A 23,135-nucleotide genomic window follows, 5' to 3' on the forward strand; every position below is an offset into this window, starting at 1 on the left:
ACGCGCCGGGCGTCATCGGCAGGGGCGGGCGGCTTGGCCCACCATCCTGTGCGGTTCCGCCTGCCGTGCCCACCCGCAATCCGTCAAGGGAGCCGCCATGCGCAGAGCGATCCTGCTTGCCCTCTCCATCGTTCTGTCCGCCGTGGCCTCCGTGGCCGCTGCGCAGGACGACCTTCTCGCCCGTGTCGAAGCGGCGGGGACCCTACGGGTGGCCAACACGCAGGGGCATGCGCCCTGGGACTTTCTCGACGACGACAACCGCTTGACCGGGCTCGGGATCGACCTGGCGAACGAGTTGGCGGCGCGGATGGGCATCGGCAAGGTCGAGTTCGTCCCGGCCCGGTTTCCCGACCTCATTCCCGGCATCCAGGCGAACAGGTTCGACCTGGTCATCGCCGGCCACACGATCACCGAGGAGCGGTCGAAGATCGTCGACTTCTCGCTGCCCTACATGGCGATCGGGACCAGCGTCTTCGTGCGTACGGGCGACGAGCGGATCAGGACGCTGGACGATCTCGACGGCAAGTCCGTCGGCACGCTCGCGGGTTCGATCACCGAGGGGTATCTGGCGGCCGAGCACGGCGACAAGAAGCTCGATGTGCGCGCCTATGAGAATGCCACCCTGGCGCTGTCCGACCTTGCGGTGGGCCGGGTCGACGCGGTGATCTATTCCGACGATGCGGGGGCCTATATCGCCAGGATCAACGCCCTGCCGGTGGTCCGGGCGGTGCAGGTCAACCGGGAAATCAACGCGATGGTGTTCCGGAAGGGCGAGGACCGCTTCGGGCAGGCGCTGAACGCGGCCTTCCGGTCGATCATCGACGACGGCACCTATAGCAGCCTGTCCGCCAAATGGCTCGGCAGCGTCGACATGGCGGCTGAGCTGAAAAAGGCCGCCGCCGACTAGGTGTGGTGAATTTGAAATACGCCTCATTTTTGCAGCGTGCCGGTGAGCGTATTTCAAGTTCGAAAACCACACTAGAAACATAGATTTGCTAGTCACCCTTTTGAATCTGAAGTTCGTTCAGAGCATGCCGAGACATGTGACGAACTTTAGATTCGGGTGACTAGGCCGTGGGGCACTGCGTGTGATCGACCTTTTCATCCGGGCCTGGCCGCTTCTCGTTTCGGGGACGGTGCTGACCGTCGTCCTCGGGGTGGTGTCGTTTCTCCTCGCCCTGCCGATCGGGCTGGGTCTGGCCGTCGCCCGGCTCTACGGCCCGCGCCTGCTGCGGGTGCCCGCGCGCATTGCCGTGTCGTTTCTCTGCGGCACGCCGCTGCTGGTGCAGATCCTGCTCCTCTATTACGGCCTGCCCCAGGTCGGCGTGGTGCTTCCGGCGATCCCCACGGTCATCGCCGCGTTTGCCCTGCATTCCGGCGCCTTCATCGGCGAGGACCTGCGCGGAGTGATCGGGTCGGTGGAGCCGGGACAGTGGGATGCCGGCGCCTCCCTGGGCCTGAAACCGGCGCTGGTCCTGTTCCTCATCGTCCTGCCCCAGGCGCTGCGGGCGGCGATCCCGACGCTCGGCACGCGCTTCATCGGCGCGGTCAAGGAGACTTCGCTGGCCTCCGTCGTCACGGTCGTCGAGTTGACCCGTGTCGCGGAGAAAGTCGGCTCCTCCAGCTTCAGGTATCTGGAGATGTTCGTGATCGCCGCCGCGATCTACTGGGCACTCTCCTTCGCGATCGCGCGGCTCCAGCAGGTGATCGAAAGCAGGTTCGCGACCTGCGATGTGACGGGCAGCTCTCGCAGGGCCGCTCCCCAACGGATGGCATCGGCGACATGAGCTATGACGAGATCGGGGCAGCCCGCTACGATGACGACCCCGAGCACCGGCTGCCTCCCGAGGAGGTCGAGACCTGGCTCGCGGTGATGACGGCGCTTGCCGGGAAGGAGGGGCCGCCGGCGCGCGTGCTGGATATCGGCGCCGGGACCGGCCTGCTGACGGTGGCGCTGAAGGCGGCCGGCTACACAGTGTCCGGGCTGGAGCCCTCCGGGCCGATGGTCGAGCAAGCGCTGGAGCGGAACCCGGCCCTGCAGCGGCACGAATTGGTCGTCGGCGCATCGGACGACGCCGCGCTTTTCGCCGCTGGCACCTTCGACTGGATCGTCTCGCGACAGGTGCTCTGCCATCTGGTCGATCCGCATCGGGCCTTCTCCGCCTGGGCCGGGTGGCTGAGGCCGGGCGGCCGCGTCCTGCTGGTGGACGGGTTCTGGCGCGCGTCGGACTGGCCCGCCCATGAGCGGGCGCGGCAGCCCTTTGCCGCAGTGCAAAGCGCCCGGCCCGTTGCGGAGGCACTGTCGTCGGTGGGGTTCGAGATCCTCAGGGCCGGGCCGTTCGGCGAGCTCAACCTGGCGCGGGCGGGGCTCTGGCCGGGCACGACCCCCCGCTATCTGGTGGCGGCACGGAAGGGAACTCCGGCGACTGACCGCTGATCGGGCGTCGCCCGGCGTCTCAACCGTCCGTCGTCGGCGGAGCGGCGATGGCGTATTTGTCGATGGTCGCGTCCAGATGGGCGATCGCCTCGGCGCCCTTGAGGGCGTCGCCCCACAGCCGTTCGGCGATGGTCTCGTGCAGGGTCATCGCTTCTGCCGCCGAGGTGATCATGGCGACGCCGAGGCGGACATTCGGCTGTTCGCCGAGCCGGAACGGGCTGATCGCCAGCACCGAGCGGCTGGTCTGGCGGAAGATCTGGAAGCTCGTCGCCGGCACCGGGCCGCGGACGATGCCGATCTGGATGCCGATCGGCTGGTCGCGCAGCATCGACAGGAGATACTCCGCCTCGCGCCGCGCCATCAGCCGGCGGCGGTCGACCGTTTGCGGCGGCAGGTCGTGGCGGCCGATCAGTCCGTGCAGCAGGAAGCGTTCGAGATCGGCCGAGGAGATCAGGCTGACGATCAGTGGCCGGCGCAGGCGGAAGGCCTCCTTGCGGGCACGCAGGATCTCCAGCAGCCGCTCCACCGCATCGGCCGCCTCGCCGTCCGGATCGGTGCCGTCGGGGATCGATTCCAGCAGCACTTCCTTAAGGATCGCGTCATAGTCGTCGGAGGTCAGCAAGTAGGACATCGGGCTGAACAGGCCGATGATCTGCTGGCACTCGTCCTCCAGTTGCCGCATGCGCTCGAAGAAGCCGATGGAGGTGCTGACATACTCGACCCCGACGCCGAGCAGGCTCGGCAGCGACACGCCGAGTTCGGCGGCGATCGAGGTCAGCATCTCGATCTTGCGGATCTCGCCCTTCTCGGCCCGGTACAGCGCGGCGCGGGAAATGCCGAGCTTTTCCGCCAGCGCCTCCGGCGTCAGGCCCTTGCCCAGGCGATGGGCCCGCAGCCTTGCGCCGATATCGCTGAACCGGATGGCGTCGTCGTCCTGCATCGGTATCGAGGTCGGTATCGGGGTCACCACGGGTTCCCATGGCCTGCGAGGGCCGGCAGCGCGGCCGGCGATCTCGTGTGGCGGCTCATTTCCTGTCAAGATAATCAGTTCTTGGATGAAATGTCCAATTGTCTCATTTTTGAGATGAAATATTGACAGGCTCCGGATCGCCCCATACGCTGCGTCCTTCCTTCCGCGCTGTCGCGCCAAGAAGCAAAAGCGTATCCGGTGCCTGTTAGCCTTAGAGGTGGAGCCCTATGACACAGTCAATCAGCAAGTTGGCCGCGACGGCCGTCCTCGCCGTCGCCTTCTCGTCCGGCGCTTTCGCGGCGGATTTCGTCGCCAAGATCGGCCATCTGGAATCGACCCAGCAGTCCCGCCACGTGCATCTGGAAAAGGTCGCGGCCCTGGTCGCCGAGCGCACCAACGGCGCCGTCGAGTTCCAGATCTTCCCGCAGGGCCAGCTCGGCCAGCAGCGCGAGATGACCGAGGGCGTGCAGCTCGGCTCGCTGGAGGCGACCGTCGCCCCGGCCGCCTTCCTCGGCGGCTTCAATCCGGTCGTGTCGATCCTCGACATTCCCTTCCTGCTGCCCGATGACGATGCCAAGGCGCAGGAGCTGCGCTCGGGCACCTTCGGCAAGGCGCTTTGCGAATCCTTCGAGAGCCGCGGCGTCGAGTGCCTGATGCTCTGGCCGAACGGCAAGAAGAACTTCACGTCCAACAAGCCGCTCGCCAGCATGGAGGACTTCTCCGGCCAGAAGTTCCGCGTCATGGATTCGGCGATCCTGATCGAGCAGTTCAAGGCGGTCGGCGCCACCGCCATCGCGCTGCCCTTCGGCGAGCTCTACACCTCGCTGCAGACCGGCGTCGTCGATGCCCAGGAGAACCCGCTCGACACCATCCGCGCCATGAAGTTCTACGAGGTGCAGAAGCACCTGGTGCTCTCCAATCACGGCGCGATGGAGGACGTGGTCCTGTTCAACCCGACCTTCTGGGCCAGCCTGCCGGAAGAGTATCGCACGGTCATCACCGAGGCCTTCGCCGAGGTGGTCCCGGACCTGATCGCCCACAAGCAGGCGTCGGTCGCCGCCTCGCTGGAGGAGATCAAGGGTGCCGGCGTCGAGGTGCGCGAGCTCTCCGCCGAGGAGAAGGCCGCGTTCCGCGAGACCATGTATCCGGCCGCCCGCAACGCCTACATCCAGGGCGCCGGCGAGGAAGGCCTGCTGCTGGTGAACCTCTACGAGCAGGAATACGCCGCGGTTACCAAGTAACCGCCGGCTGTTCCGGCCCGCGGGCGCGGCCCGGACCGCGCCCGCACCGCTTAAGAACTGCCCGCCGCCCTAGCGGCGGGTGGGCGCGGCGGGACCTGCGCCCGCACCGCTTTACTGCCCGCCGCTCTTGCGGCGGGTGGGCGCGGCGGGACCTGCGCCCGCACCGCTTAAGAACTGCCCGCCGCCCTTGTGGCGGGTGGCGCGGCCGGATCCGCGCCCGATTTCATTCCGGGTCCGCCGCGAGCGGCGGGCAGGACAGCCCTTGCGGCGGACGACTGGAGCAGGTCAATGCGCAGTGCCCTCTCGATCCTGCGGACCGTCGAACGGTCCGCACTGGTCCTGATTTTCCTGACGATGGTGGCTCTCTACTTCGTCAACGTGGTGGTGCGCGCCTCGGGCAGCCCGCTTGCCTCCAGCCTGAGCTGGATCGAGGAAGCGGTGCGGCTGATGAACCTCTACCTGGTGTTCCTCGCCATCGGCTACGCGCTGGAAATCGGCCGCCATGTCGCCGTCGACACCTGGCGCGCGCGCATCGCCGCCGCCACCCGCCTGCCGGTCCAGCGCATCATCGATGCCACCGGCTTCCTGTTTTCGCTCTATCTCGTCTGGCTCGCCTGGAAGATGACGCTGTTCGTCTTCGGCTCGGGTCAGAAGAGCCCGACGCTGGGCCTCGAGATGGGCTGGATCTATGTCGCGCCCCTGGTCGGCTTCGGGCTGCTTGCCCTGCGCTACCTGCTGAGCTTCCTCGGGCTGATCGACCGCATGCCGGCACGGGAGGCCGACGAGGCATGATTCTTCTCTACCTCATCGTCGCACTGGCCGTCCTGCTGCTGGTCGCGGGCTTCGAGATGTTCCTCGTGCTCGGCGTGCCGGCGCTGCTGGTCAAGCAGATCTTCTACGGCACCCTGCCGGATCCGGTCGTGGTGCAGAAGCTGGTCGGCGGCATCAACCATTCGACGCTGCTCGCCATTCCCTTCTTCATCCTGGCGGCCGAGCTGATGGGCGAGGGCCAGATCGCCCGCCGCCTCACCGGCCTCGTGCAGTCGCTGCTCGGCCATCGCAAGGGCGGCATCGGCTATACCATCGTCGGCGGCTCGATGGCCTTCGGCTCGGTCTCCGGCTCGGCGCCGGCGACGGTCGCGGCGATGGGCCGGCTGGTCTATCCGGAAATGCGCAAGGCCGGCTTCAGCGACAAGTTCTCGCTCGGCCTCATCGCCTCCAGCGCCGAGACGGCGCTGCTGATCCCGCCGTCGATCACCTTCATCATCTATGGCTGGATGACCGGCACCTCGGTCGCGCGGCTGTTCGTCGCCGGCATGGCGGTCGGCCTGGTGCTCGGCCTGGTCTTCGCCATCATGGTCGCCATCGAGGCGCGGCGCGCCGGGGTTTCCGCCGGCGAGCGCACCTCCTGGGGCGAGCGGCTGCGCGCCGTTGCGCATTCGGGATGGGCGCTCGGCATGCCGGCGATCATTCTCGGCGGCATCTATTCGGGCGTCTTCACGCCGACCGAGGCCGCCGCCGTCAGCGTCGTCTACGCCATCTTCGTCGAGATGGTCGTGTTCCGCGAGCTGACCCTGAAGAAGCTGTTCAAGGTGACCGAGCGGGCTGCGGTCTCGACCGCGATCATCTTCATCCTGCTGGCGCTCGGCGGCCTGCTCTCCTACTTCATCACGCTGGCGCAGATCCCCAGCCAGATCCTGCAGTTCCTGGCGGCGGTCGATGCCGGGCCGATCGCCTTCCTCTTGGTGGTCAACGTCGTCTTCCTGATCGCCGGCATGTTCATCGATCCGAATTCGGCGCTGCTGATCCTGGTGCCGCCGCTCTATCCGGTGGCGATGGCGATGGGCATCGACCCGGTGCATTTCGGCATGATCGTCACGCTCAACATCTCCGCCGGCATGATCACGCCACCCTTCGGGCTCGATCTCTTCGTGGCGTCCTCGACGCTCGGCAAGCCGGTGATGACGATCATTGCCGGCATCTGGCCCTTCGTCATCGCCAATCTCGTGGCGCTCGGGATCATCACCTACATCCCGTCGATCTCCACCTTCCTGCCCAATCTGGTGTTCGGATGACCAGCGTTCTGACAAGACCCGCGCCCGCTCTCAGTGGGCGGGCGCAACCCGTCGTCTTCGAGCGGGACCTTTCGGTCCTCGCCAACGACCCGGTCAACGGCGAGTACATGCGCCTCGTCCTGGCGGCCCCGCGCGAGATGCTCGATCTGTGCCGGGCCGGCCAGTTCTTCAACCTGCTGTGTCCGGTGCTTGGCGGCGAGACGCCCTATCTGCGCCGGCCGATGAGCATCTACGGCTTCTATCCCGAGCGCGGCGAGCTGCATTTCCTCTACAAGGTGGCGGGCGCCGGCACCCGGGCGCTGGCGAAGCTGCGCCCGGGCGATACGCTCAACGTCATGGGCCCGCTCGGCCAGGGCTTCCGCATCGACGACGACTGGCAGCGGCTGGTGCTGGTCGCGCGCGGCGTCGGCCTCGCGACGCTGGCGCCGCTGGCGCTGGAGGCCAACCGGCTCGGCCGGCATCTCACCGCGATCTGCAGCGCGCGCCATCCGGACCTGTTGATGTCGATCGACTATTTCCGCGATCTCGGGGCCGAGATCGTGCCGGTCACCGACGCGGACGGCACCTCGTCGCTCGAGCATCTGGAGGGGTTGATCGAGGAGCGGATCGCAGGACCGGGCATCGATGCCTTCTACACCTGCGGCTCCAACCGCCTGCTGACCCTGTTGCAGCGGATCGGCAAGCGCCACGGCATTCCCGGCGAGATCGCGCTGGAGCAGCAGATGGCCTGCGGCCTCGGCATGTGCCACTGCTGCGTCCGCCCGTTCCGCAAGGGCGACAAGACCGTGCAACTGCGCGTGTGCCGCGAGGGACCCGTCTTCGACATCCAGGAGGCCATGCCGTGGTAGACCTGTCCGTCGACATTGCCGGCCTCAAGCTCAAGAACCCGATCATGCCGGCCTCCGGCACCTTTTCCGAGGAATTGGCCGAGGTCTTCGACCTCGACTGCCTCGGCGCCCATGTGACGAAGACGATCACGAGGGGCCTGCGTGACGGCAACCCGACGCCGCGCGTGTGCGAGGTCGGCGGGTCGATGCTCAATTCCATCGGCATCCCGAGCAAGGGCGTTGGCGCTTTCCTCGACAAGGTGGTGCCGTTCTACCGCGCCTATGAGACGCCGCTGGTCGTGTCGATCTCCGGCAATACCGCGGACGAGTTCGCCCGCCTGTGCTCGGAAGTGACGGTGGAGGGCGTTGCCGCCATCGAGGTCAACATCTCCTGCCCGAACATCGAGGAGGACGGCAAGGCCTTCGCCATCCGTCCCTCCTCGACCTATGACGTGATGCGCAAGCTGCGCGCGGCGACGCATCTGCCGCTCTGGGCCAAGCTGACGCCCAACACCGGCGAGACGCCGGAAGTGGCGCGGGCGGCGCAGGAGGGCGGCGCCGATGCGCTGGTCGTCGCCAACACGCTGCTGGCTATGGCCATCGACATCCGCACCCGGCGGCCGAAGCTCGGCAACCTGATGGGCGGCCTGTCGGGCCCCTCGCTGAAGCCGATCGCCCTGCGCATGGCCTATCAGTGTGCCAAGTCGACCACCATTCCGGTGATCGGCTGCGGCGGCATCTCTACCGCCGAGGACGTGATCGAGTTCCTGATCGCCGGCGCCACCGCCGTGCAGGTCGGCACCGCCACCTTCATCAATCCGACGGCGATGGTCACCGTCATCGCCGAGCTGGAGCGCTATCTGCAGCGCGAGAAGCTCTCGTCCGTGCGCGAGCTGATCGGCACGCTGATCGACGGCGAGCAGAAGGAGGGCGTCGTGTTCATGGAGGCGGCGCCGTGACCGCGCTGAGGAAGTCCGGGGCCTATGACCGCGCCGAGGAGTTGCGCCTTGCCGGCTTCCTCTTCGACGAGATCGCGCACCTGTCGCCGGATGTGGAAGGCGTCAGCCGCCCGGCCTTTTCCGACATCGAGACGAAGACGCTGTCCTTCCTGGAGGACTTCGCCCGCCGCGAGGGGCTGGAGGTCTGGTACGACGCCGGGCTCAACGCCAATTTCTGCCTGCCGGGCGAGCGCGAGGCGGCGCGCTACACGGTCATCGGCTCGCATGTCGACAGCGTCCCCTTCGGCGGCAATTTCGACGGGCTTGCCGGTGTCGTCGCCGGGCTTTTGTGCCTGGTGCGGGCGCGGCGCGAGGGCCGCCGCTTCGCCGTCCCGGTACATGTGCTCGCCATGCGCGGCGAGGAAAGCGCCTGGTTCGGCCCGTGCTATATCGGCTCCAAGGCGCTGACCGGCACGCTGTCCGCCTCCGATCTCGCCGCCCGTCACAAAGGCGACGGGCGCAGCCTCGATGCCCATATGGACGCGCTCGGCATCGACATGGCGGGCGTGCGCGCCGGCCGGCCGCTGATCGACCTGTCGCGGATCGCCGCCTATCTGGAATTGCATATCGAGCAGGGGCCGCTCCTGATCGGCAAGGACGTGCCGGCGGCGGTGGTGTCGGGCATTCGCGGCAACATCCGCTACCGCTCCCTGCGCTGCCTCGGCGAGGCCGGCCATTCGGGCGCCGTGCCGCGCGCCTTCCGCCGCGATCCGGTGCTGGCGCTGGCCGACCTCCTGGTGCGGCTCGACGAGAGCTGGGCGACCATTCTCGCCAAGGGCGACGACCTGGTGCTGACCAGCGGCATCGTCGGCACCGATCCGGAAAAGCACGCGATGACGCGGATTCCCGACCAGGTGTCGTTCAGCCTCGACATCCGCAGCCAGAGCGCGCGGGTGCTGGACGAGATGCGCGAATTGCTGAAGACCGAGATGGCGCAGATCGAGCGCGACCGGAAAGTCCGTTTCGAGCTCGACGAGGAGTTGCGCGTCGCCCCCGCCCTGTGCGATCCCGGTCTCGTCGCCGGCCTTTGCAAAGCCATGGAGACCGTCGGCCAGGAGCCGTTCGTGATGGCGAGCGGCGGTGGCCACGACGCGGCGGTGTTCTCGTCCGTCGGGGTGCCGGCCGGCATGGTCTTCGTGCGCAACCGCAACGGCTCGCACAATCCGCAGGAGGCGATGGAGCTGCCCGATCTGCTCGCCGCCACCGATATCGTCCACCAGTATCTCGTGGGGGCGCCATGACCCGACTGACGATCCGCCGGCCCGACGACTGGCACCTGCACCTGCGCGACGGGGCGATGCTCGCCGGCGTGCTGCCGCACAGCTCGGCCGATTTCGCCCGCGCGATCATCATGCCGAACCTGGTGCCGCCGGTGGTCACGACGGTGCAGGCTGAGGCCTATCGCCAGCGCATTCTCGCCGCCCTGCCCAAGGGTCACGACTTCACCCCGCTGATGGTGCTCTATCTCACCGAAGGCACCGAGGCGGACGATGTCGAGGCCGGCTTCCGCAGCGGGCTGATCACAGCGGTGAAGCTCTATCCGGCCGGCGCCACCACCAATTCGCATGGCGGCGTGCGCGATTTCTCCAAGGTCACTGCGGTGCTGGAGCGCATGGCCGAGATCGGCCTGCCGCTCTGCGTCCATGGCGAGGTGACGGACCCGGCCATCGACATCTTCGACCGCGAGGCGGTGTTCCTGGAAACGGTGCTCGATCCGCTGCGCCGGCGCATTCCGGGCCTGCGCGTCGTGCTGGAGCATGTGACGACGCGCGAGGGGGTCGATTATGTGCGTGCGCAGGAGAGGGATCTCGCCGCGACGATCACGGTCCATCACCTGATGATCAACCGCAATGCGATCTTCGCCGGCGGCATCCGCCCGTATTACTACTGCCTGCCCGTCGCCAAGCGCGAGGAACACCGGCTGGCGCTGCGTGCGGCCGCGACCTCGGGCGATGCGCGCTTCTTCCTCGGCACCGATTCCGCGCCGCATGTGGATCCGGCGAAGGAATGCGGCTGCGGCTGCGCCGGCATCTACACCGCGCCGAACGCCATGGCCTGCCTTGCCCATGTCTTCGAGGAGGAGGGCGCGCTCGACAGGCTGGAGGCCTTCGCCTCGCTGAACGGGCCGGCCTTCTACCGGCTGCCGCCGAACGAGGGCCATCTGGTGCTGGAAAAGCGCGCGGCGCCGGTCCCGGTGCCGGACAAGGTGGTGACGGGCGAGGGCACGGTTACCGTCTTCGATCCCATGGTGCCGGTGCACTGGACGGTCTCGGCCCGCACGGCGTAGGGTCCCCGCGAACGAGGCCGGCGAAAGGTCTTCGCCAAAGGAGAGCAGGATGTTCATCGAGATTGCGAATGGTCTGACCGAGCACAGCGCGAGCGTGCGCAGCTTCGAAGCTTGCGCGCGCGAGGCCCGTGCCCGCATCGCCGGCGAGCCCGAACAGGCCATCGCCTGGCTGCTGGTGGCCCGCGCCGCGCAGGCATTCGTCGATGCCTATGACGACCAGCCGCTGACGCTGGACATCGCCGGCAAGGAGCTGGAGCGGTTCCGCCAGGTGCTGGAGACGCTGGAAAGCGCTTATGCCGGCGGCTCGGCCGAGGCCAAGGTTGCGGCGCTGAACACGGTCGCCCTGCGCCTCAGCGCCGTTTAGGAGGCGCGCGTCGGCGGCGCGCGTCGTCCCTCCCACAGCGCCGGTCTTCCGGTTCTCGCGTCTTCGTGTGTTTGCAAGCTGCGCCTCGCGGGCATTATCGTGTCCGGCCGGCTGTGCTATCTCTTGGAAGAGAAAAACACAGAACGACAAAAGAATCCGGGGGAGGGAGTTCATGGGCACGGGATCGCTCAAGCGCGCGACGGACGCGTCCGTCGACGCGCAATTCGGGCCGTGGCTGTCGCAGGCCTCGATCCTGATCGTCGACGACGAGCCCGGCATGCGCAACTTCCTGGTGCGCACGCTGGCGCCGCATTGCAAGCGGATCGAGGAGGCGGAGGACGCGGCCGCCGCCTCGCTGCTGCTCGACCGGCATCACTTCGACGTGGTGATCCTCGACAATATCATGCCCGGCAAGACCGGGGTGGAATGGCTCGCCGAACAGCGGGAGATCGGCTTCTTCGCCCATGCGATCCTGATGACCGCCTATGCGGACCTGGAAACGGCGATCCAGGCGCTGCGGGCGGGCGCGGTCGACTTCGTGCTGAAGCCGTTCCGGTCCAACCAGTTGCTCAACGCGGTGGCGCGCTGTCTCGACCGGGTGACCTTGCTGCGCGAGAACCAGTTGCTGCGCCACCAGTTGCAGGCCACCTCCGACCACCTGCTGCTGCGCGACAAGCTGATCGGCCATTCCCGCGAGATCGGCCAGATCCGCGACACCATCGCCCGCGTCGCGCCGCTGCCGACCTCGGTGCTGATCACCGGCGAGTCCGGCACCGGCAAGGAGGTGGCGGCACGCTCGGTCCACGAATTGTCGGATCGCGCCGCCAAGCCCTTCGTGCCGGTCAATTGCGCGGCGATCCCCGCCGATGTCATCGAGGCGGAGCTGTTCGGCCACCTGAAGGGCGCCTTCACGGGCGCCGCGGGCAATCGCGAGGGCCTGTTCATGCATGCCCAGGGCGGCACGCTGTTCCTCGACGAGATCGGCGATCTGCCGATGCCGCTGCAGGGCAAGCTGCTGCGGGCGATCGAGGATCGCCGGGTGAGGCCGATCGGCTCGGAGCGCGAGGTGCCGGTGGATCTGCGGTTCGTCTTCGCCACCAACGCGGATCTGGAGCGCGAGGTGGAGGCCGGCCGGTTCCGCGCCGACCTGTTCTACCGGATCAATGTCCTGCAGATCGAGATGCCGCCGCTGCGCGAGCGCGGCGACGATATTCGCGAACTGGCGGAACTGTTCATGAGCAAGCTCGCCGTCCAGCTCGGCATGCCGCCGGTGCCGATGGGGCCACAGGTGGTCGCCGGGCTGCTCGCCTATGACTGGCCGGGCAATGTCCGGGAGTTGCGCAACATGATCGAGCGCTCGCTGATCCTCGGACGCTTCCCGGAGGATCTGGTGGGCAAGCCCGTGCGCGGACCTGCGCCCGCGCCGGCCAAAGTCCGGACGGATGCGCTGGAAGACGTCGAGCGGCGCCATATCCTCGGGGTGCTGGAGGCGTGCGAGGGCAACCGCGCCGAGGCGGCGCGCCGGCTCGGCATCTCGCGCAAGACCATCGACCGCAAGCTCGTCGACTGGAATGGCTGAGCCGGAGGACGGGCGGCGGGCCGTGCCCGCGCGCCGCGGCCGGCTGTCGGTCCGGGTGCGGCTGCTGGCCATCGCGCTGCTGCCGACCCTGGTGGTGCTGCCGCTGTTCCTCGGCTGGGCGATGGTGCGCTGGAACTCGAAGTTCGATGCCCTGCTGAAGACCAAGGTCAATGCCGACCTGACGGTCGCCCACCAGTATTTCACCCGGATCCTCGACAACACCGGCGAGCGGCTCGACGCGCTCGGCAAGTCGGCCGAGTTCCGCGACATCGCCGACGCGCGCGACGGGGCGGCGCTGGCCGCGCTGCTGGAGCGCAGCCGCGCGGAGATGGGCCTCGACTTTCTCTATCTGGTCGGCGACGACGGCCGGGTCCGGGCGGTCTCTCCGGCCGGAGCCCGCCCGCCGCTCGGCCGCGACTGGCCGGTGATCGACCGGGCCATGGCCGGCACGCCGGCCAGCAGCGTCGACATCTTCGAGGGCGAGGAGCTTGCCGGCCTGTCGCCGGAGCTTGCGGCGCGGGCGAGCCTGGAGCTGATCCCCACAGCCAACGCGGTGCCGACAGAGCGGACGACCGAGACGCGCGGCATGGTCGTGCATTCCGCCAGTCCGGCGCGTCTGGCGGAGGCGGTGCCGGGCGCGCTGGTCGGCGGCATCCTGCTCAACCAGAACCTCGTCTTCATCGACACGATCAACGATCTCGTCTACCGCGAGGCGAGCCTGCCGGAGGGCAGCCAGGGCACCGCCACGCTGTTTCTCGATGATGTGCGGGTCAGCACCAATGTGCGCCTGTTCGAGAACCGCCGGGCGCTCGGCACGCGGGTCTCGGCGGCGGTGCGCGAGCGCGTGCTGGGCGAGGGGCAGGTCTGGCTCGACAGCGCCTTCGTCGTCAACGACTGGTACATCTCCGCCTACGAGCCGATCGCCGACAGCCGGGGAGAGCGGGTCGGCATGCTCTATGTCGGCTTTCTGGAGGCGCCGTTCCAGGCGGAAAAGCTGGCGACGCTGGTCGCCGTGCTGGTCGGCTTCCTCGTCGTCACCGCCGGCAGCGTGCCGCTGTTCCTGCGCTGGGCGCGCGGCGTGTTCAAGCCGCTGGAGCGGATGACCGACACGATCGGGCGGGTCGAGCACGGCGATCTGGGCGCGCGCACCCGGCCCGGCGGCGGCAGCGACGAGATCGCCCGCGTCGCGCAGCATCTCGACCATCTTCTCGACCTGGTGCAGGAACGCGACCGGCAGCTCCGCTCCTGGAACGAGGAGCTGAACGCCCGCGTGGAAGAACGCACCCGCGACCTGATGCTGGCGAACCGCCAGTTGGAGGAAACCACCAAGCAGCTCATCATGTCGGAGAAGCTGGCGGCCATCGGCGAGATCACCGCCGGCGTCGCGCATGAGATCAACAACCCGATCGCCGTCATCCAGGGCAACCTGGAGGTCTTGCGGATGCTGCTCGGTGCGCATGCCGAGGTCGCCGGCACCGAGATCCGGCTGATCGACGAGCAGGTCCACCGGATCAACCAGATCGTCATGAAGCTGCTGCAATTCGCCAAGCCCGACGAATATGCCGGCTATGCCGACCGGCACGCGCCGGACGAGGTGATTTCCGACTGCCTGCCGCTGGTGCGTCATCTGCTGCGCCAGACCGAGATCGAGGTGGCGCGCGAGATGCGGGCCTCCCGCACCGTCCTGATGAACCGGACCGAGCTGCAGCAGGTGCTGATCAACCTGATCGTCAACGCCATCCACGCGATGCCGAAGGGCGGGCGGCTGTCGCTCGCCACCGCCGACACGCAGCGCGACGGCGTGCCGGGCGTGACCGTGGAGGTCGCCGACACCGGCGTCGGCATGAGCGCGGAGGTGCTCGCGCGCGTCTTCGACCCGTTCTACACGACCAAGAGCCGGCAGGGGACGGGGCTCGGCCTGTCGATCACCCAGACGCTGGTCAGCCGCCAGGGCGGCGAGATCCGCGTGCGCAGCGCGCCAGGCGCCGGCACCGTCTTCACCATCTGGCTGCCCGAGGAGCCGCTGGCCGACGCCTCTTGACCATCGGACAAAATGTCCAGGCCGCGACGGGCGACCGGCGCGTCAAGTGGACAAAATGTCCGCGTTGGGTGGGGCTTTTCCGTCAATCCCTTGAAAAACAAAGATCATTCAAACTGGCGCCGAACTTGCGTAGGGGACTGCGCTGTCTGGTCGCAGGCCGCCCGAGCGGGCCGGTCTGCCGTGGTCGGCAGGGCGGGAGGCCCTGGCGGCGTGCGGGGAGGGCGGACGGCAGGCATCCGGTTCCGGAGGGGACCGGCCGGAAGCTGCCGACGATCCGGTCAACGGCGCGGCATGGCTTGCGGAACTGCCTCGACAACCGTGCACGGGAGGAAATAGGTGCATGTTTGACTGGCTGAAAAAGGAACACATCGTCGCAGAGGACGGCTTCAACCGCTGGAAGGTTCCGCCGGCGTCCATTGCCATCCACCTGTGCATCGGCTCCGTTTATGCGTGGAGCATCTTCAATCCGCCGCTGATCAAGCAGTTCGGCGTCGTGGCGGCGGCGCCCGGCGACTGGAGCCTGTCGTCGGTCGTGTGGATCTTCTCGGTCGCCATCGTCTTTCTCGGCCTGTCCGCCGCCTTTGCCGGCAAGTGGCTGGAGGAAGTCGGCCCGCGCATGGTCGGCATCGTCGCCGCGCTGTGTTGGGGCGGCGGCTTCCTGATCGGCGGCCTCGGCATCATGACGCACCAGCTCTGGCTGCTCTATCTCGGCTATGGCGTGCTCGGCGGCTGCGGCCTCGGTCTCGGCTATGTCTCGCCGGTGTCGACCTTGATCCGCTGGTTCCCGGACCGCCGCGGCATGGCCACCGGCATGGCGATCATGGGCTTCGGCGGCGGTGCGATGATCGCGACGCCGATCAAGGAATGGCTGCTCGGCGTGTTCTACCGGGCGCCGGACTATCTCGGCCCGCTCGGCTCCATCGATCTCGTCACCGAGGGCGGCCGTCGCCTCGCCGAGGTCAACGGCCAATTGGTCGAGGTGGTGCTCGCCGGCGCCAAGGAGGTGGCCGCCGCCCCGGTCGCGCTGCAGGAAGGCATCTATGTGGTCGGCACCGGCAACACCGGCGCCGCCGGCACCTTCTTCACCCTGGGGCTTGCCTATCTGCTGGTGATGATCGTCGCGGCCCTGTCCTACCGGGTGCCGCGCGAGGGCTGGCGCCCGGCCGGCTGGACGCCGCCGACGGCGGCCGCCGCCTCGCGCAAGATGATCACCCAGAACAACGTCCATATCGACCAGGCGCTGAAGACGCCGCAGTTCTACCTGTTGTGGATCGTGCTGTGCTTCAACGTGACCGCCGGCATCGGCGTGATCGGCGTCGCCAAGACGATGATGTCGGAGATCTTCGGCACCACCCTGCCGCTGATCGTCAACTCCACCTTCGCGGCGACCTATGTGTTCATGATCTCCGTGTTCAACATGGTCGGCCGGTTCTTCTGGGCCTCCACCTCCGACTATATCGGGCGCAAGAACACCTACCACGTGTTCTTCGTGCTCGGCACGCTGCTGTACCTGTCGATCCCCTTCGCGGCGGCGCAGGTCAGCGTCGACCCGGCGGTGACCTGGCTGGTGATGTTCTACGGCGCCACCATGATCATCTTCACGATGTATGGCGGCGGCTTCGCGACGATCCCGGCCTATCTCGCGGATATCTTCGGCACCAAATATGTCGGCGGCATCCACGGGCGGCTGCTGACCGCCTGGAGCACGGCCGGCGTTCTCGGCCCGCTCGCCATCACCGAGCTGCGCAACATGTCGCTCAACAGTGCCATCCGGGACCTTGCGTCCAGGGTCGACCCGCAGGCCTTCGCGCAGAAGTTCGGCGCGGGCGTCGAGCAGCTCGATCAGTTGGTGGCGGCCAAGACGGTGACGGTGGCGCAGTTGATGGAGATCGCACCCATTGGCACGGTCGATCCGACGCCCAGCCTCTACAACACCACCATGTATGCCATGGCGGCCCTGCTGGTGATCGCGCTGGTGGCCAATGCGCTGGTGCGCCCGGTCGATGCCAGGCATCACATGGAAAGCGGCGCGGGCGCCGGCGCGAAGAGCACCGGCCCGGAGGGCGCGCAGCCGGCCAAGGCCTGAGGCAGGCCCCAGGCCCAAGCCCAGGCCCAAGCCCAGACCCAAGCCCGGGGCGCTCCGGCGTCCCGGGCTCCGAACCACCGTTTCCGTGCTTTCGCCCCGCGTGCCGCTCATTCGGCGCGGCCGAGCCCTCGCGTCCCGACGCAGCCGGGCCGAGGGGAGGATAAAAGTGGAGCCGATTACTCATCTATTGGGATGTGCAATCGCACAACGGAACAGTGATGTTGATGTTTCTCCGCGCATTTCGGACTTTCCGGGAGGCGGGCGAGGCGAGGGAGAGAACGCATGTCATTGCAATTGTCGTCACGACAGGTCGCGGAACGGACGCAGGCCGTCGTGGAGGACCTTGCGCAGCTCGAGGGGCCGCTGCTGCCGATCCTGCACGAGGTGCAGAAGGAGTTCGGCTGTGTGCCGGACGAGGCGCTGCGCACCATCGCCGAGGCGCTCAATCTCAGCCGGGCCGAGGTGCACGGCGTGGCGAGTTTCTACCATGATTTCCGTAAGGAGCCGGCGGGCCGCCATGTCCTGAAGATCTGCCGGGCCGAGGCCTGCCAGTCGATGGGCGGCGATGCGCTTGCCGACGGGGTGCGGGCCGCGCTCGGCATCGACTGGCACGAGACGACGCCGGACGGGCGGGTCACGCTGGAGCCGGTCTATTGCCTCGGCCTGTGTTCCTGCGCCCCGGCAGCGATGCTCGACGGAGAGCTGCACGGACGGCTGGACGAGACGGCGATGCGCGAGCTGGTGAAGGAGACCGGCCGATGACCCCGGTGATCTTCGTTCCCAGGGACTCCGCGGCGCTGGCCGTCGGCGCCGACCGCGTCGCCAAGGCGATCACAGGCGAACTCTCCGCCCGAGGGCTCGAGGCGAGGGTCGTGCGCAACGGCTCGCGCGGCATGCACTGGCTGGAGCCGCTGGTCGAGGTGCGCACCGCCCATGGCCGCGTCGCCTATGGTCCGGTCACGGAAAAGGACGTGCCCGGCCTGTTCGACGCCGGCTTTCTGGAGGGCGGCGAGCATCCGCTGTTCCACGGCGAGACCAAGGAGATTCCCTTCCTCAAGAGCCAGACCCGGCTGACCTTCGCCCGCGTCGGCGTCACCGATCCGCTGTCGCTGGAGGATTACCGCCACTACAAGGGCCTGCGCGGGCTGCACAACGCCATCGCCATGGAACCGGCGGAGATCGTCGCCACGGTCACCGACAGCGGCTTGCGCGGCCGCGGCGGCGCCGGCTTTCCCACCGGCATCAAGTGGAACACGGTCCTGAAGGCAGAGGCCGACCGCAAATATATCGTCTGCAATGCCGACGAGGGCGACAGCGGCACCTTTGCCGACCGGATGATCATGGAAGGCGACCCCTTCGTGCTGATCGAGGGCATGGCGATTGCCGGCATCGCGACCGGGGCGACCAAGGGCTATATCTACACCCGCTCCGAATATCCCCATGCCATCGCGATCATGCGCGAGGCGATCGAGATCGCCCGCCGCGACGGCATTCTCGGGGCCTCGGTGCTCGGCTCGCGCCACGCCTTCGACATGGAGGTGCGCGTCGGTGCCGGCGCCTATGTCTGCGGCGAGGAGACCTCGCTGCTCAACAGCCTGGAGGGCAAGCGCGGCGTGGTGCGGGCCAAGCCGCCGCTGCCGGCGCTGCAGGGCCTCTTCGGCCGGCCGACGGTGGTCAACAACGTGCTGTCGCTGGCCTCCGTGCCGGTGATCCTGGACCGGGGCGCTGCCTTCTATCGCGATTTCGGCGTCGGCCGTTCGCGTGGTACAATGCCGATCCAGCTTGCCGGCAACATCCGCCATGGCGGGCTCTACGAGACCGCCTTCGGCGTGACGCTCGGCACCCTGGTCGAGGAGATCGGCGGCGGCACGGCGAGCGGACGTCCGGTGCGCGCGGTGCAGGTCGGCGGCCCGCTCGGGGCCTATTTCCCGCCGGCGCTGTTCGACACGCCGTTCGACTACGAGGCCTTCGCGGCGCAGGACGGCTTGATCGGCCATGCCGGCATCGTCGTCTTCGACGACACGGTCGACATGCTGAAGCAGGCGCGCTTCGCCATGGAGTTCTGCGCCATCGAGAGCTGCGGCAAGTGCACGCCCTGCCGGATCGGCGCCGTGCGCGGCGTCGAGACGCTGGACAAGATCGCGGGCGGCGAGCGCCCGGAGGCGCAGGTCGACCTGCTGAAGGACCTTTGCGACACGATGAAGGCCGGCTCGCTCTGCGCGCTCGGCGGCTTCACACCCTATCCGGTCCTCAGCGCGCTGACCCACTTCCCTCAGGATTTCACCCCCCGGCCGATGGCCGAAGCGGCGGAGTAGACCGATGACCCTGATCAAGGAAACCGACTACGGCACACCGGCCTCGGCGTCGGACAAGACGGTCACGCTGACCATCGACGGCTTCGAGATCACCGTGCCGGAAGGCACGTCCGTGATGCGGGCCTCGATGGAGGCCGGCATCCAGATCCCCAAGCTCTGCGCCACCGATATGGTCGACGCCTTCGGCTCCTGCCGGCTGTGCCTGGTGGAGATCGAGGGGCGGCGCGGCACGCCGGCCTCCTGCACGACGCCGGTGGAACCCGGCATGGTGGTGCGCACCCAGACCGGCCGGCTCAAGCAGTTGCGCCGCGGCGTGATGGAGCTTTACATCTCCGACCATCCGCTCGACTGCCTGACCTGCGCCGCCAATGGCGACTGCGAGCTGCAGGACATGGCCGGCGTCGTCGGTCTGCGCGACGTGCGCTACGGCCATGACGGCGACAACCACGTCAAGGCGCGGGGCGGCACGGGCGAGGTCAATGCCCGCTGGATGCCGAAGGACGAGAGCAACCCCTATTTCACCTACGACCCGTCCAAATGCATCGTCTGCTCGCGCTGCGTCCGGGCCTGCGAGGAGGTGCAGGGCACTTTCGCGCTGACCATCGAGGGCCGCGGCTTCGACAGCCGCGTCTCGCCGGGCATGCATGAGGACTTCCTGTCCTCCGAATGCGTCTCCTGCGGCGCCTGCGTCCAGGCCTGCCCGACGGCGACCTTGCAGGAAAAGTCGGTGATCGAGATCGGCCAGCCGGAGCATTCGGTGGTCACGACCTGCGCCTATTGCGGCGTCGGCTGCTCGTTCAAGGCGGAGATGCGCGGCGACGAGCTGGTGCGCATGGTGCCCTACAAGGACGGCAAGGCGAACCGCGGCCATAGCTGCGTCAAGGGCCGCTTCGCCTATGGCTATGCCGCGCACAAGGACCGCATTCTCAGCCCGATGATCCGCGACAAGATCACCGACCCCTGGCGGGAAGTGTCGTGGGAGGAGGCGCTGGGCTTTGCCGCGACGCGGCTGCGCGCCATCCAGTACGAGCTCGGCAAGGACGCCATCGGCGTCATCACCTCCTCGCGTTGCACCAATGAGGAAACCTATCTGGTGCAGAAGCTGGCGCGCGCGGTGTTCGGCAACAACAACACCGACACCTGCGCCCGCGTCTGCCATTCGCCGACCGGCTACGGCCTCGGCCAGACCTTCGGCACCTCCGCCGGCACCCAGGACTTCGACAGCGTCCAGCATGCCGACGTGGTGATGGTGATCGGCGCCAATCCGACCGACGGCCATCCGGTCTTCGCCTCGCGGCTGAAGAAGCGGCTGCGCCAGGGGGCAAAGCTCATCGTCGTCGACCCGCGCCGCATCGACCTCGTGAGGACGCCGCATGTGCAGGCCGCCCATCACCTGGCGCTGCGTCCGGGCACCAATGTCGCCGTGGTGACGGCGCTCGCCCATGTCATCGTCACCGAAGGGCTGTTCGACGAGGCCTTCATCCGCGAGCGCTGCGACTGGGACGAGTTCCAGGACTATGCGGAATTCGTCTCCGATCCCAAGCACAGCCCGGAAGCGGTGGAGGCGCTGACCGGCGTCCCGGCGCAGGAACTGCGCGGGGCGGCGCGGCTTTACGCGCGCGGCGGCAACGGCGCGATCTATTACGGCCTCGGCGTCACCGAGCACAGCCAGGGCTCGACCACCGTCATCGGCATCGCCAACCTTGCCATGCTCACCGGCAATATCGGTCGGCCGGGCGTCGGCGTGAACCCGCTGCGCGGCCAGAACAACGTCCAAGGCTCCTGCGACATGGGCTCGTTCCCGCATGAGCTGCCCGGCTACCGCCATGTCAACGGGCAGGAGGTGCGCGACATCTTCGAAAAGCTGTGGGGCGTCGAGATCTCCGACGAGCCGGGCCTGCGCATTCCCAACATGCTGGATGCGGCGGTCGACGGCACGTTCAAGGGGCTCTACTGCCAGGGCGAGGACATCCTGCAGTCGGATCCCGACACGCGCCATGTCTCGGCCGGCCTTGCGGCGATGGACTGCGTCATCGTCCATGACCTGTTCCTCAACGAGACCGCCAACTACGCCCATGTCTTCCTGCCGGGCTCGACCTTCCTGGAAAAGGACGGGACCTTCACCAACGCGGAACGCCGGATCAACCGGGTCCGCAAGGTGATGGCACCGCGCAACGGCTATGCGGACTGGGAAGTGACCCAGATGCTGGCCAATGCGATGGGCGCCACCTGGTCCTACACCCACCCCTCGCAGATCATGGACGAGATCGCCGCGACGACGCCGAGCTTCGCCAATGTCTCCTACGAGATGCTGGAGAAGAAGGGCTCGGTGCAGTGGCCGTGCAACGACAAGACGCCGGACGGTTCGCCGATCATGCATGTCGACGGTTTCGTGCGCGGCAGGGGCCGGTTCATCCGCACCGACTATGTGGCGACGGACGAGAAGACCGGGCCGCGCTTCCCGCTGCTGCTCACCACCGGCCGCATCCTGTCGCAATACAATGTCGGCGCGCAGACCCGGCGCACCGCCAATGTGGTCTGGCATGCGGAGGATGTGCTGGAGATCCATCCGCACGATGCCGAGACGCGCGGCGTCAAGGACGGCGACTGGGTGAAGCTCGCCAGCCGCTCGGGCGAGACGGCCTTGCGGGCGCAGATCACCGACCGGGTGTCGCCGGGCGTCGTCTACACCACGTTCCACCACCCGACGACGCAGGCCAATGTCATCACCACCGACTATTCCGACTGGGCGACCAACTGCCCGGAATACAAGGTGACGGCGGTGCAGGTGATGCCGTCGAACGGCCCGACCGACTGGCAGGAGAAATACGAGGAGTTCTCGACCCTGTCGCGGCGGATCGAGGCGGCGGAGTAGAGCCATGCTCACCCATCGCCCCGCCTCCGGCACGGCCTATCGCAACGGCCGCTTCTCCGCCTCCACCAGGGAGCTTGCGGAGGAGGTGGCGGTCGCCATCAGCTACAACGGCACGTCCCATGCCGTGCTGATGGCAACGCCCGCCGATCTGGAGGATCTCGCCCTCGGCTTCTCGCTCACGGAAGGGCTCGCCGCCTCGGTGGCGGAGGTCGAGGAGATCGCGATCGTCGATTGCGGCCGCGGTCTCGACCTGCAGGTCCGCCTTGCCGGCGATGCCGGCCAGCGTCTCGGCGAGCGGCGCCGGTCGATGGCCGGGCCGGTCGGCTGCGGGCTGTGCGGGATCGAGAGCCTTGCGGCGGCGATGCGCGAGATCGCGCCTGTTTCCGCCGATATCCGTCTCGCGCCGGCCGAGGTCGCGCGCGCTGTCGCGGCGATGGCCAAGGCGCAGGCGCTGAACCTGCGCACCCGCTCGGTTCATGCGGCGGGCCTCTATCAGGGCGAGCGCGGGCTGGTGCTGGTGCGCGAGGATGTCGGCCGGCACAATGCGCTCGACAAGCTGATCGGCGCGGCGGCGCGGGCCGGCATCGACATGGCGACGGGCGCCGTCATCCTCACCAGCCGGCTCTCCATCGAACTGGTGCAGAAGACGGCGGTCGCCGGCTGCGGCATCCTCGTCGCGGTGTCTGCGCCGACCGCCCTTGCCGTCGACGAGGCAGCCGCCGCCGGCATCACGCTCGCGGGGATCGCACGCGGCGAGGAATTCGAACTCTTCACGCATCCGCAAAGGATCATCGGGGGAAGCCTGAAAGATGTCGCCTGACAAACTGACCTACATGGCCAACCAGATCGCCGGCTTTTTCCGCACCCGCCCGCATGACGAGGCGGTGGCGGGGATCGCCGATCACATCAGCAAGTTCTGGGAGCCGCGCATGCGCAACCAGCTCTTCGCCATGCTGGAGGCGGGCGGCGCTGGCTTCGATCCGCTGGTGGTGGAGGCGGCCCCTGCCATCCGCAAGCCGAAGCAGGCCGCCTGAGCGGCC

General features: G+C 67.9%; 20 protein-coding genes. 19 read left to right on the forward strand and 1 reads right to left on the reverse strand.

Going from position 1 to position 23,135, the window contains the following annotated elements; genetic code table 11:
• The first annotated feature begins 97 nt into the window (after positions 1-97).
• The 3 genes from P2PM1_RS04200 (at position 98) to P2PM1_RS04210 (ending at position 2,437) form a co-directional block, all read left to right on the forward strand.
• Positions 98-907, forward strand: a complete 810-nt coding sequence (locus tag P2PM1_RS04200; RefSeq protein ID WP_186398231.1) for a transporter substrate-binding domain-containing protein — start codon at positions 98-100, stop codon at positions 905-907.
• Positions 908-1,088: 181 nt separating this feature from the next.
• The gene (locus tag P2PM1_RS04205) at positions 1,089-1,787 is read left to right on the forward strand and encodes an amino acid ABC transporter permease (protein ID WP_186398232.1); all 699 of its coding nucleotides are present in this window, start codon (positions 1,089-1,091) and stop codon (positions 1,785-1,787) included.
• The gene (locus tag P2PM1_RS04210; RefSeq protein ID WP_186398233.1) at positions 1,784-2,437 is read left to right on the forward strand and encodes a bifunctional 2-polyprenyl-6-hydroxyphenol methylase/3-demethylubiquinol 3-O-methyltransferase UbiG; all 654 of its coding nucleotides are present in this window, start codon (positions 1,784-1,786) and stop codon (positions 2,435-2,437) included. Before P2PM1_RS04205 ends, P2PM1_RS04210 begins: the two co-directional genes overlap by 4 nt.
• A gap of 19 nt (positions 2,438-2,456) precedes the next feature.
• Here the strand turns inward: P2PM1_RS04210 and P2PM1_RS04215 are convergent, their stop codons facing one another.
• Complete coding sequence (locus P2PM1_RS04215) at positions 2,457-3,404, reverse strand: helix-turn-helix domain-containing protein (RefSeq protein WP_244301400.1); 948 nt, start codon at positions 3,402-3,404, stop codon at positions 2,457-2,459.
• Positions 3,405-3,634: 230 nt separating this feature from the next.
• On the opposite strand from P2PM1_RS04215, the gene P2PM1_RS04220 reads away from it, so the two are divergent.
• The 16 genes from P2PM1_RS04220 to P2PM1_RS04295 all read left to right on the forward strand — a co-directional run bounded on the left by P2PM1_RS04220 (position 3,635) and on the right by P2PM1_RS04295 (position 23,129).
• Entirely contained in the window at positions 3,635-4,648 is a 1,014-nt protein-coding gene (locus tag P2PM1_RS04220) for a TRAP transporter substrate-binding protein (protein ID WP_186396671.1), read from the forward strand.
• 288 nt (positions 4,649-4,936) lie between these two features.
• Positions 4,937-5,440, forward strand: coding sequence for a TRAP transporter small permease (locus tag P2PM1_RS04225; protein WP_186388227.1), 504 nt, complete (start codon positions 4,937-4,939; stop codon positions 5,438-5,440).
• A complete protein-coding gene (locus P2PM1_RS04230; protein ID WP_186398234.1) occupies positions 5,437-6,723 on the forward strand; it encodes a TRAP transporter large permease in 1,287 nt (428 codons plus the stop codon). Before P2PM1_RS04225 ends, P2PM1_RS04230 begins: the two co-directional genes overlap by 4 nt.
• Positions 6,720-7,571 (forward strand): dihydroorotate dehydrogenase electron transfer subunit, encoded by an 852-nt coding sequence (locus tag P2PM1_RS04235; RefSeq protein ID WP_186398235.1) that lies wholly within the window; start codon positions 6,720-6,722, stop codon positions 7,569-7,571. The genes P2PM1_RS04230 and P2PM1_RS04235 overlap by 4 nt, the downstream gene beginning before the upstream one ends.
• On the forward strand, positions 7,565-8,509 hold the full coding sequence (locus P2PM1_RS04240; protein WP_186398236.1) for a dihydroorotate dehydrogenase: 945 nt from the start codon (positions 7,565-7,567) through the stop codon (positions 8,507-8,509). The genes P2PM1_RS04235 and P2PM1_RS04240 overlap by 7 nt, the downstream gene beginning before the upstream one ends.
• Positions 8,506-9,789 (forward strand): Zn-dependent hydrolase, encoded by a 1,284-nt coding sequence (locus P2PM1_RS04245; RefSeq protein WP_186398237.1) that lies wholly within the window; start codon positions 8,506-8,508, stop codon positions 9,787-9,789. Before P2PM1_RS04240 ends, P2PM1_RS04245 begins: the two co-directional genes overlap by 4 nt.
• On the forward strand, positions 9,786-10,835 hold the full coding sequence (pyrC, locus tag P2PM1_RS04250; protein WP_186398238.1) for a dihydroorotase: 1,050 nt from the start codon (positions 9,786-9,788) through the stop codon (positions 10,833-10,835). Before P2PM1_RS04245 ends, pyrC begins: the two co-directional genes overlap by 4 nt.
• A gap of 49 nt (positions 10,836-10,884) precedes the next feature.
• Positions 10,885-11,199 (forward strand): hypothetical protein, encoded by a 315-nt coding sequence (locus P2PM1_RS04255; protein ID WP_186396678.1) that lies wholly within the window; start codon positions 10,885-10,887, stop codon positions 11,197-11,199.
• Between the two features lie 172 nt (positions 11,200-11,371).
• On the forward strand, positions 11,372-12,778 hold the full coding sequence (locus tag P2PM1_RS04260) for a sigma-54 dependent transcriptional regulator (RefSeq protein ID WP_186398239.1): 1,407 nt from the start codon (positions 11,372-11,374) through the stop codon (positions 12,776-12,778).
• Positions 12,771-14,819 (forward strand): HAMP domain-containing sensor histidine kinase, encoded by a 2,049-nt coding sequence (locus P2PM1_RS04265; RefSeq protein WP_186398240.1) that lies wholly within the window; start codon positions 12,771-12,773, stop codon positions 14,817-14,819. Before P2PM1_RS04260 ends, P2PM1_RS04265 begins: the two co-directional genes overlap by 8 nt.
• A gap of 340 nt (positions 14,820-15,159) precedes the next feature.
• Positions 15,160-16,905 (forward strand): OFA family MFS transporter, encoded by a 1,746-nt coding sequence (locus P2PM1_RS04270; RefSeq protein ID WP_186396681.1) that lies wholly within the window; start codon positions 15,160-15,162, stop codon positions 16,903-16,905.
• Between the two features lie 282 nt (positions 16,906-17,187).
• On the forward strand, positions 17,188-17,667 hold the full coding sequence (locus P2PM1_RS04275) for a formate dehydrogenase subunit gamma (protein WP_186398241.1): 480 nt from the start codon (positions 17,188-17,190) through the stop codon (positions 17,665-17,667).
• A complete protein-coding gene (locus P2PM1_RS04280; RefSeq protein ID WP_186398242.1) occupies positions 17,664-19,220 on the forward strand; it encodes an NADH-quinone oxidoreductase subunit NuoF in 1,557 nt (518 codons plus the stop codon). Before P2PM1_RS04275 ends, P2PM1_RS04280 begins: the two co-directional genes overlap by 4 nt.
• Before the next feature lie 4 nt (positions 19,221-19,224).
• Positions 19,225-22,095, forward strand: a complete 2,871-nt coding sequence (fdhF, locus tag P2PM1_RS04285) for a formate dehydrogenase subunit alpha (protein ID WP_186398243.1) — start codon at positions 19,225-19,227, stop codon at positions 22,093-22,095.
• A 4-nt stretch (positions 22,096-22,099) separates the two neighbouring features.
• Complete coding sequence (gene fdhD / locus P2PM1_RS04290; protein WP_186398244.1) at positions 22,100-22,915, forward strand: formate dehydrogenase accessory sulfurtransferase FdhD; 816 nt, start codon at positions 22,100-22,102, stop codon at positions 22,913-22,915.
• Positions 22,905-23,129: a formate dehydrogenase subunit delta gene (locus tag P2PM1_RS04295; RefSeq protein ID WP_186398245.1), complete on the forward strand. Its 225-nt coding sequence runs from the start codon at positions 22,905-22,907 to the stop codon at positions 23,127-23,129. The genes fdhD and P2PM1_RS04295 overlap by 11 nt, the downstream gene beginning before the upstream one ends.
• Positions 23,130-23,135 lie beyond the last annotated feature (6 nt).

The organism is Stappia sp. P2PMeth1, from assembly GCF_900185735.1.
Taxonomy (GTDB): Bacteria; Pseudomonadota; Alphaproteobacteria; order Rhizobiales; family Stappiaceae; genus Stappia.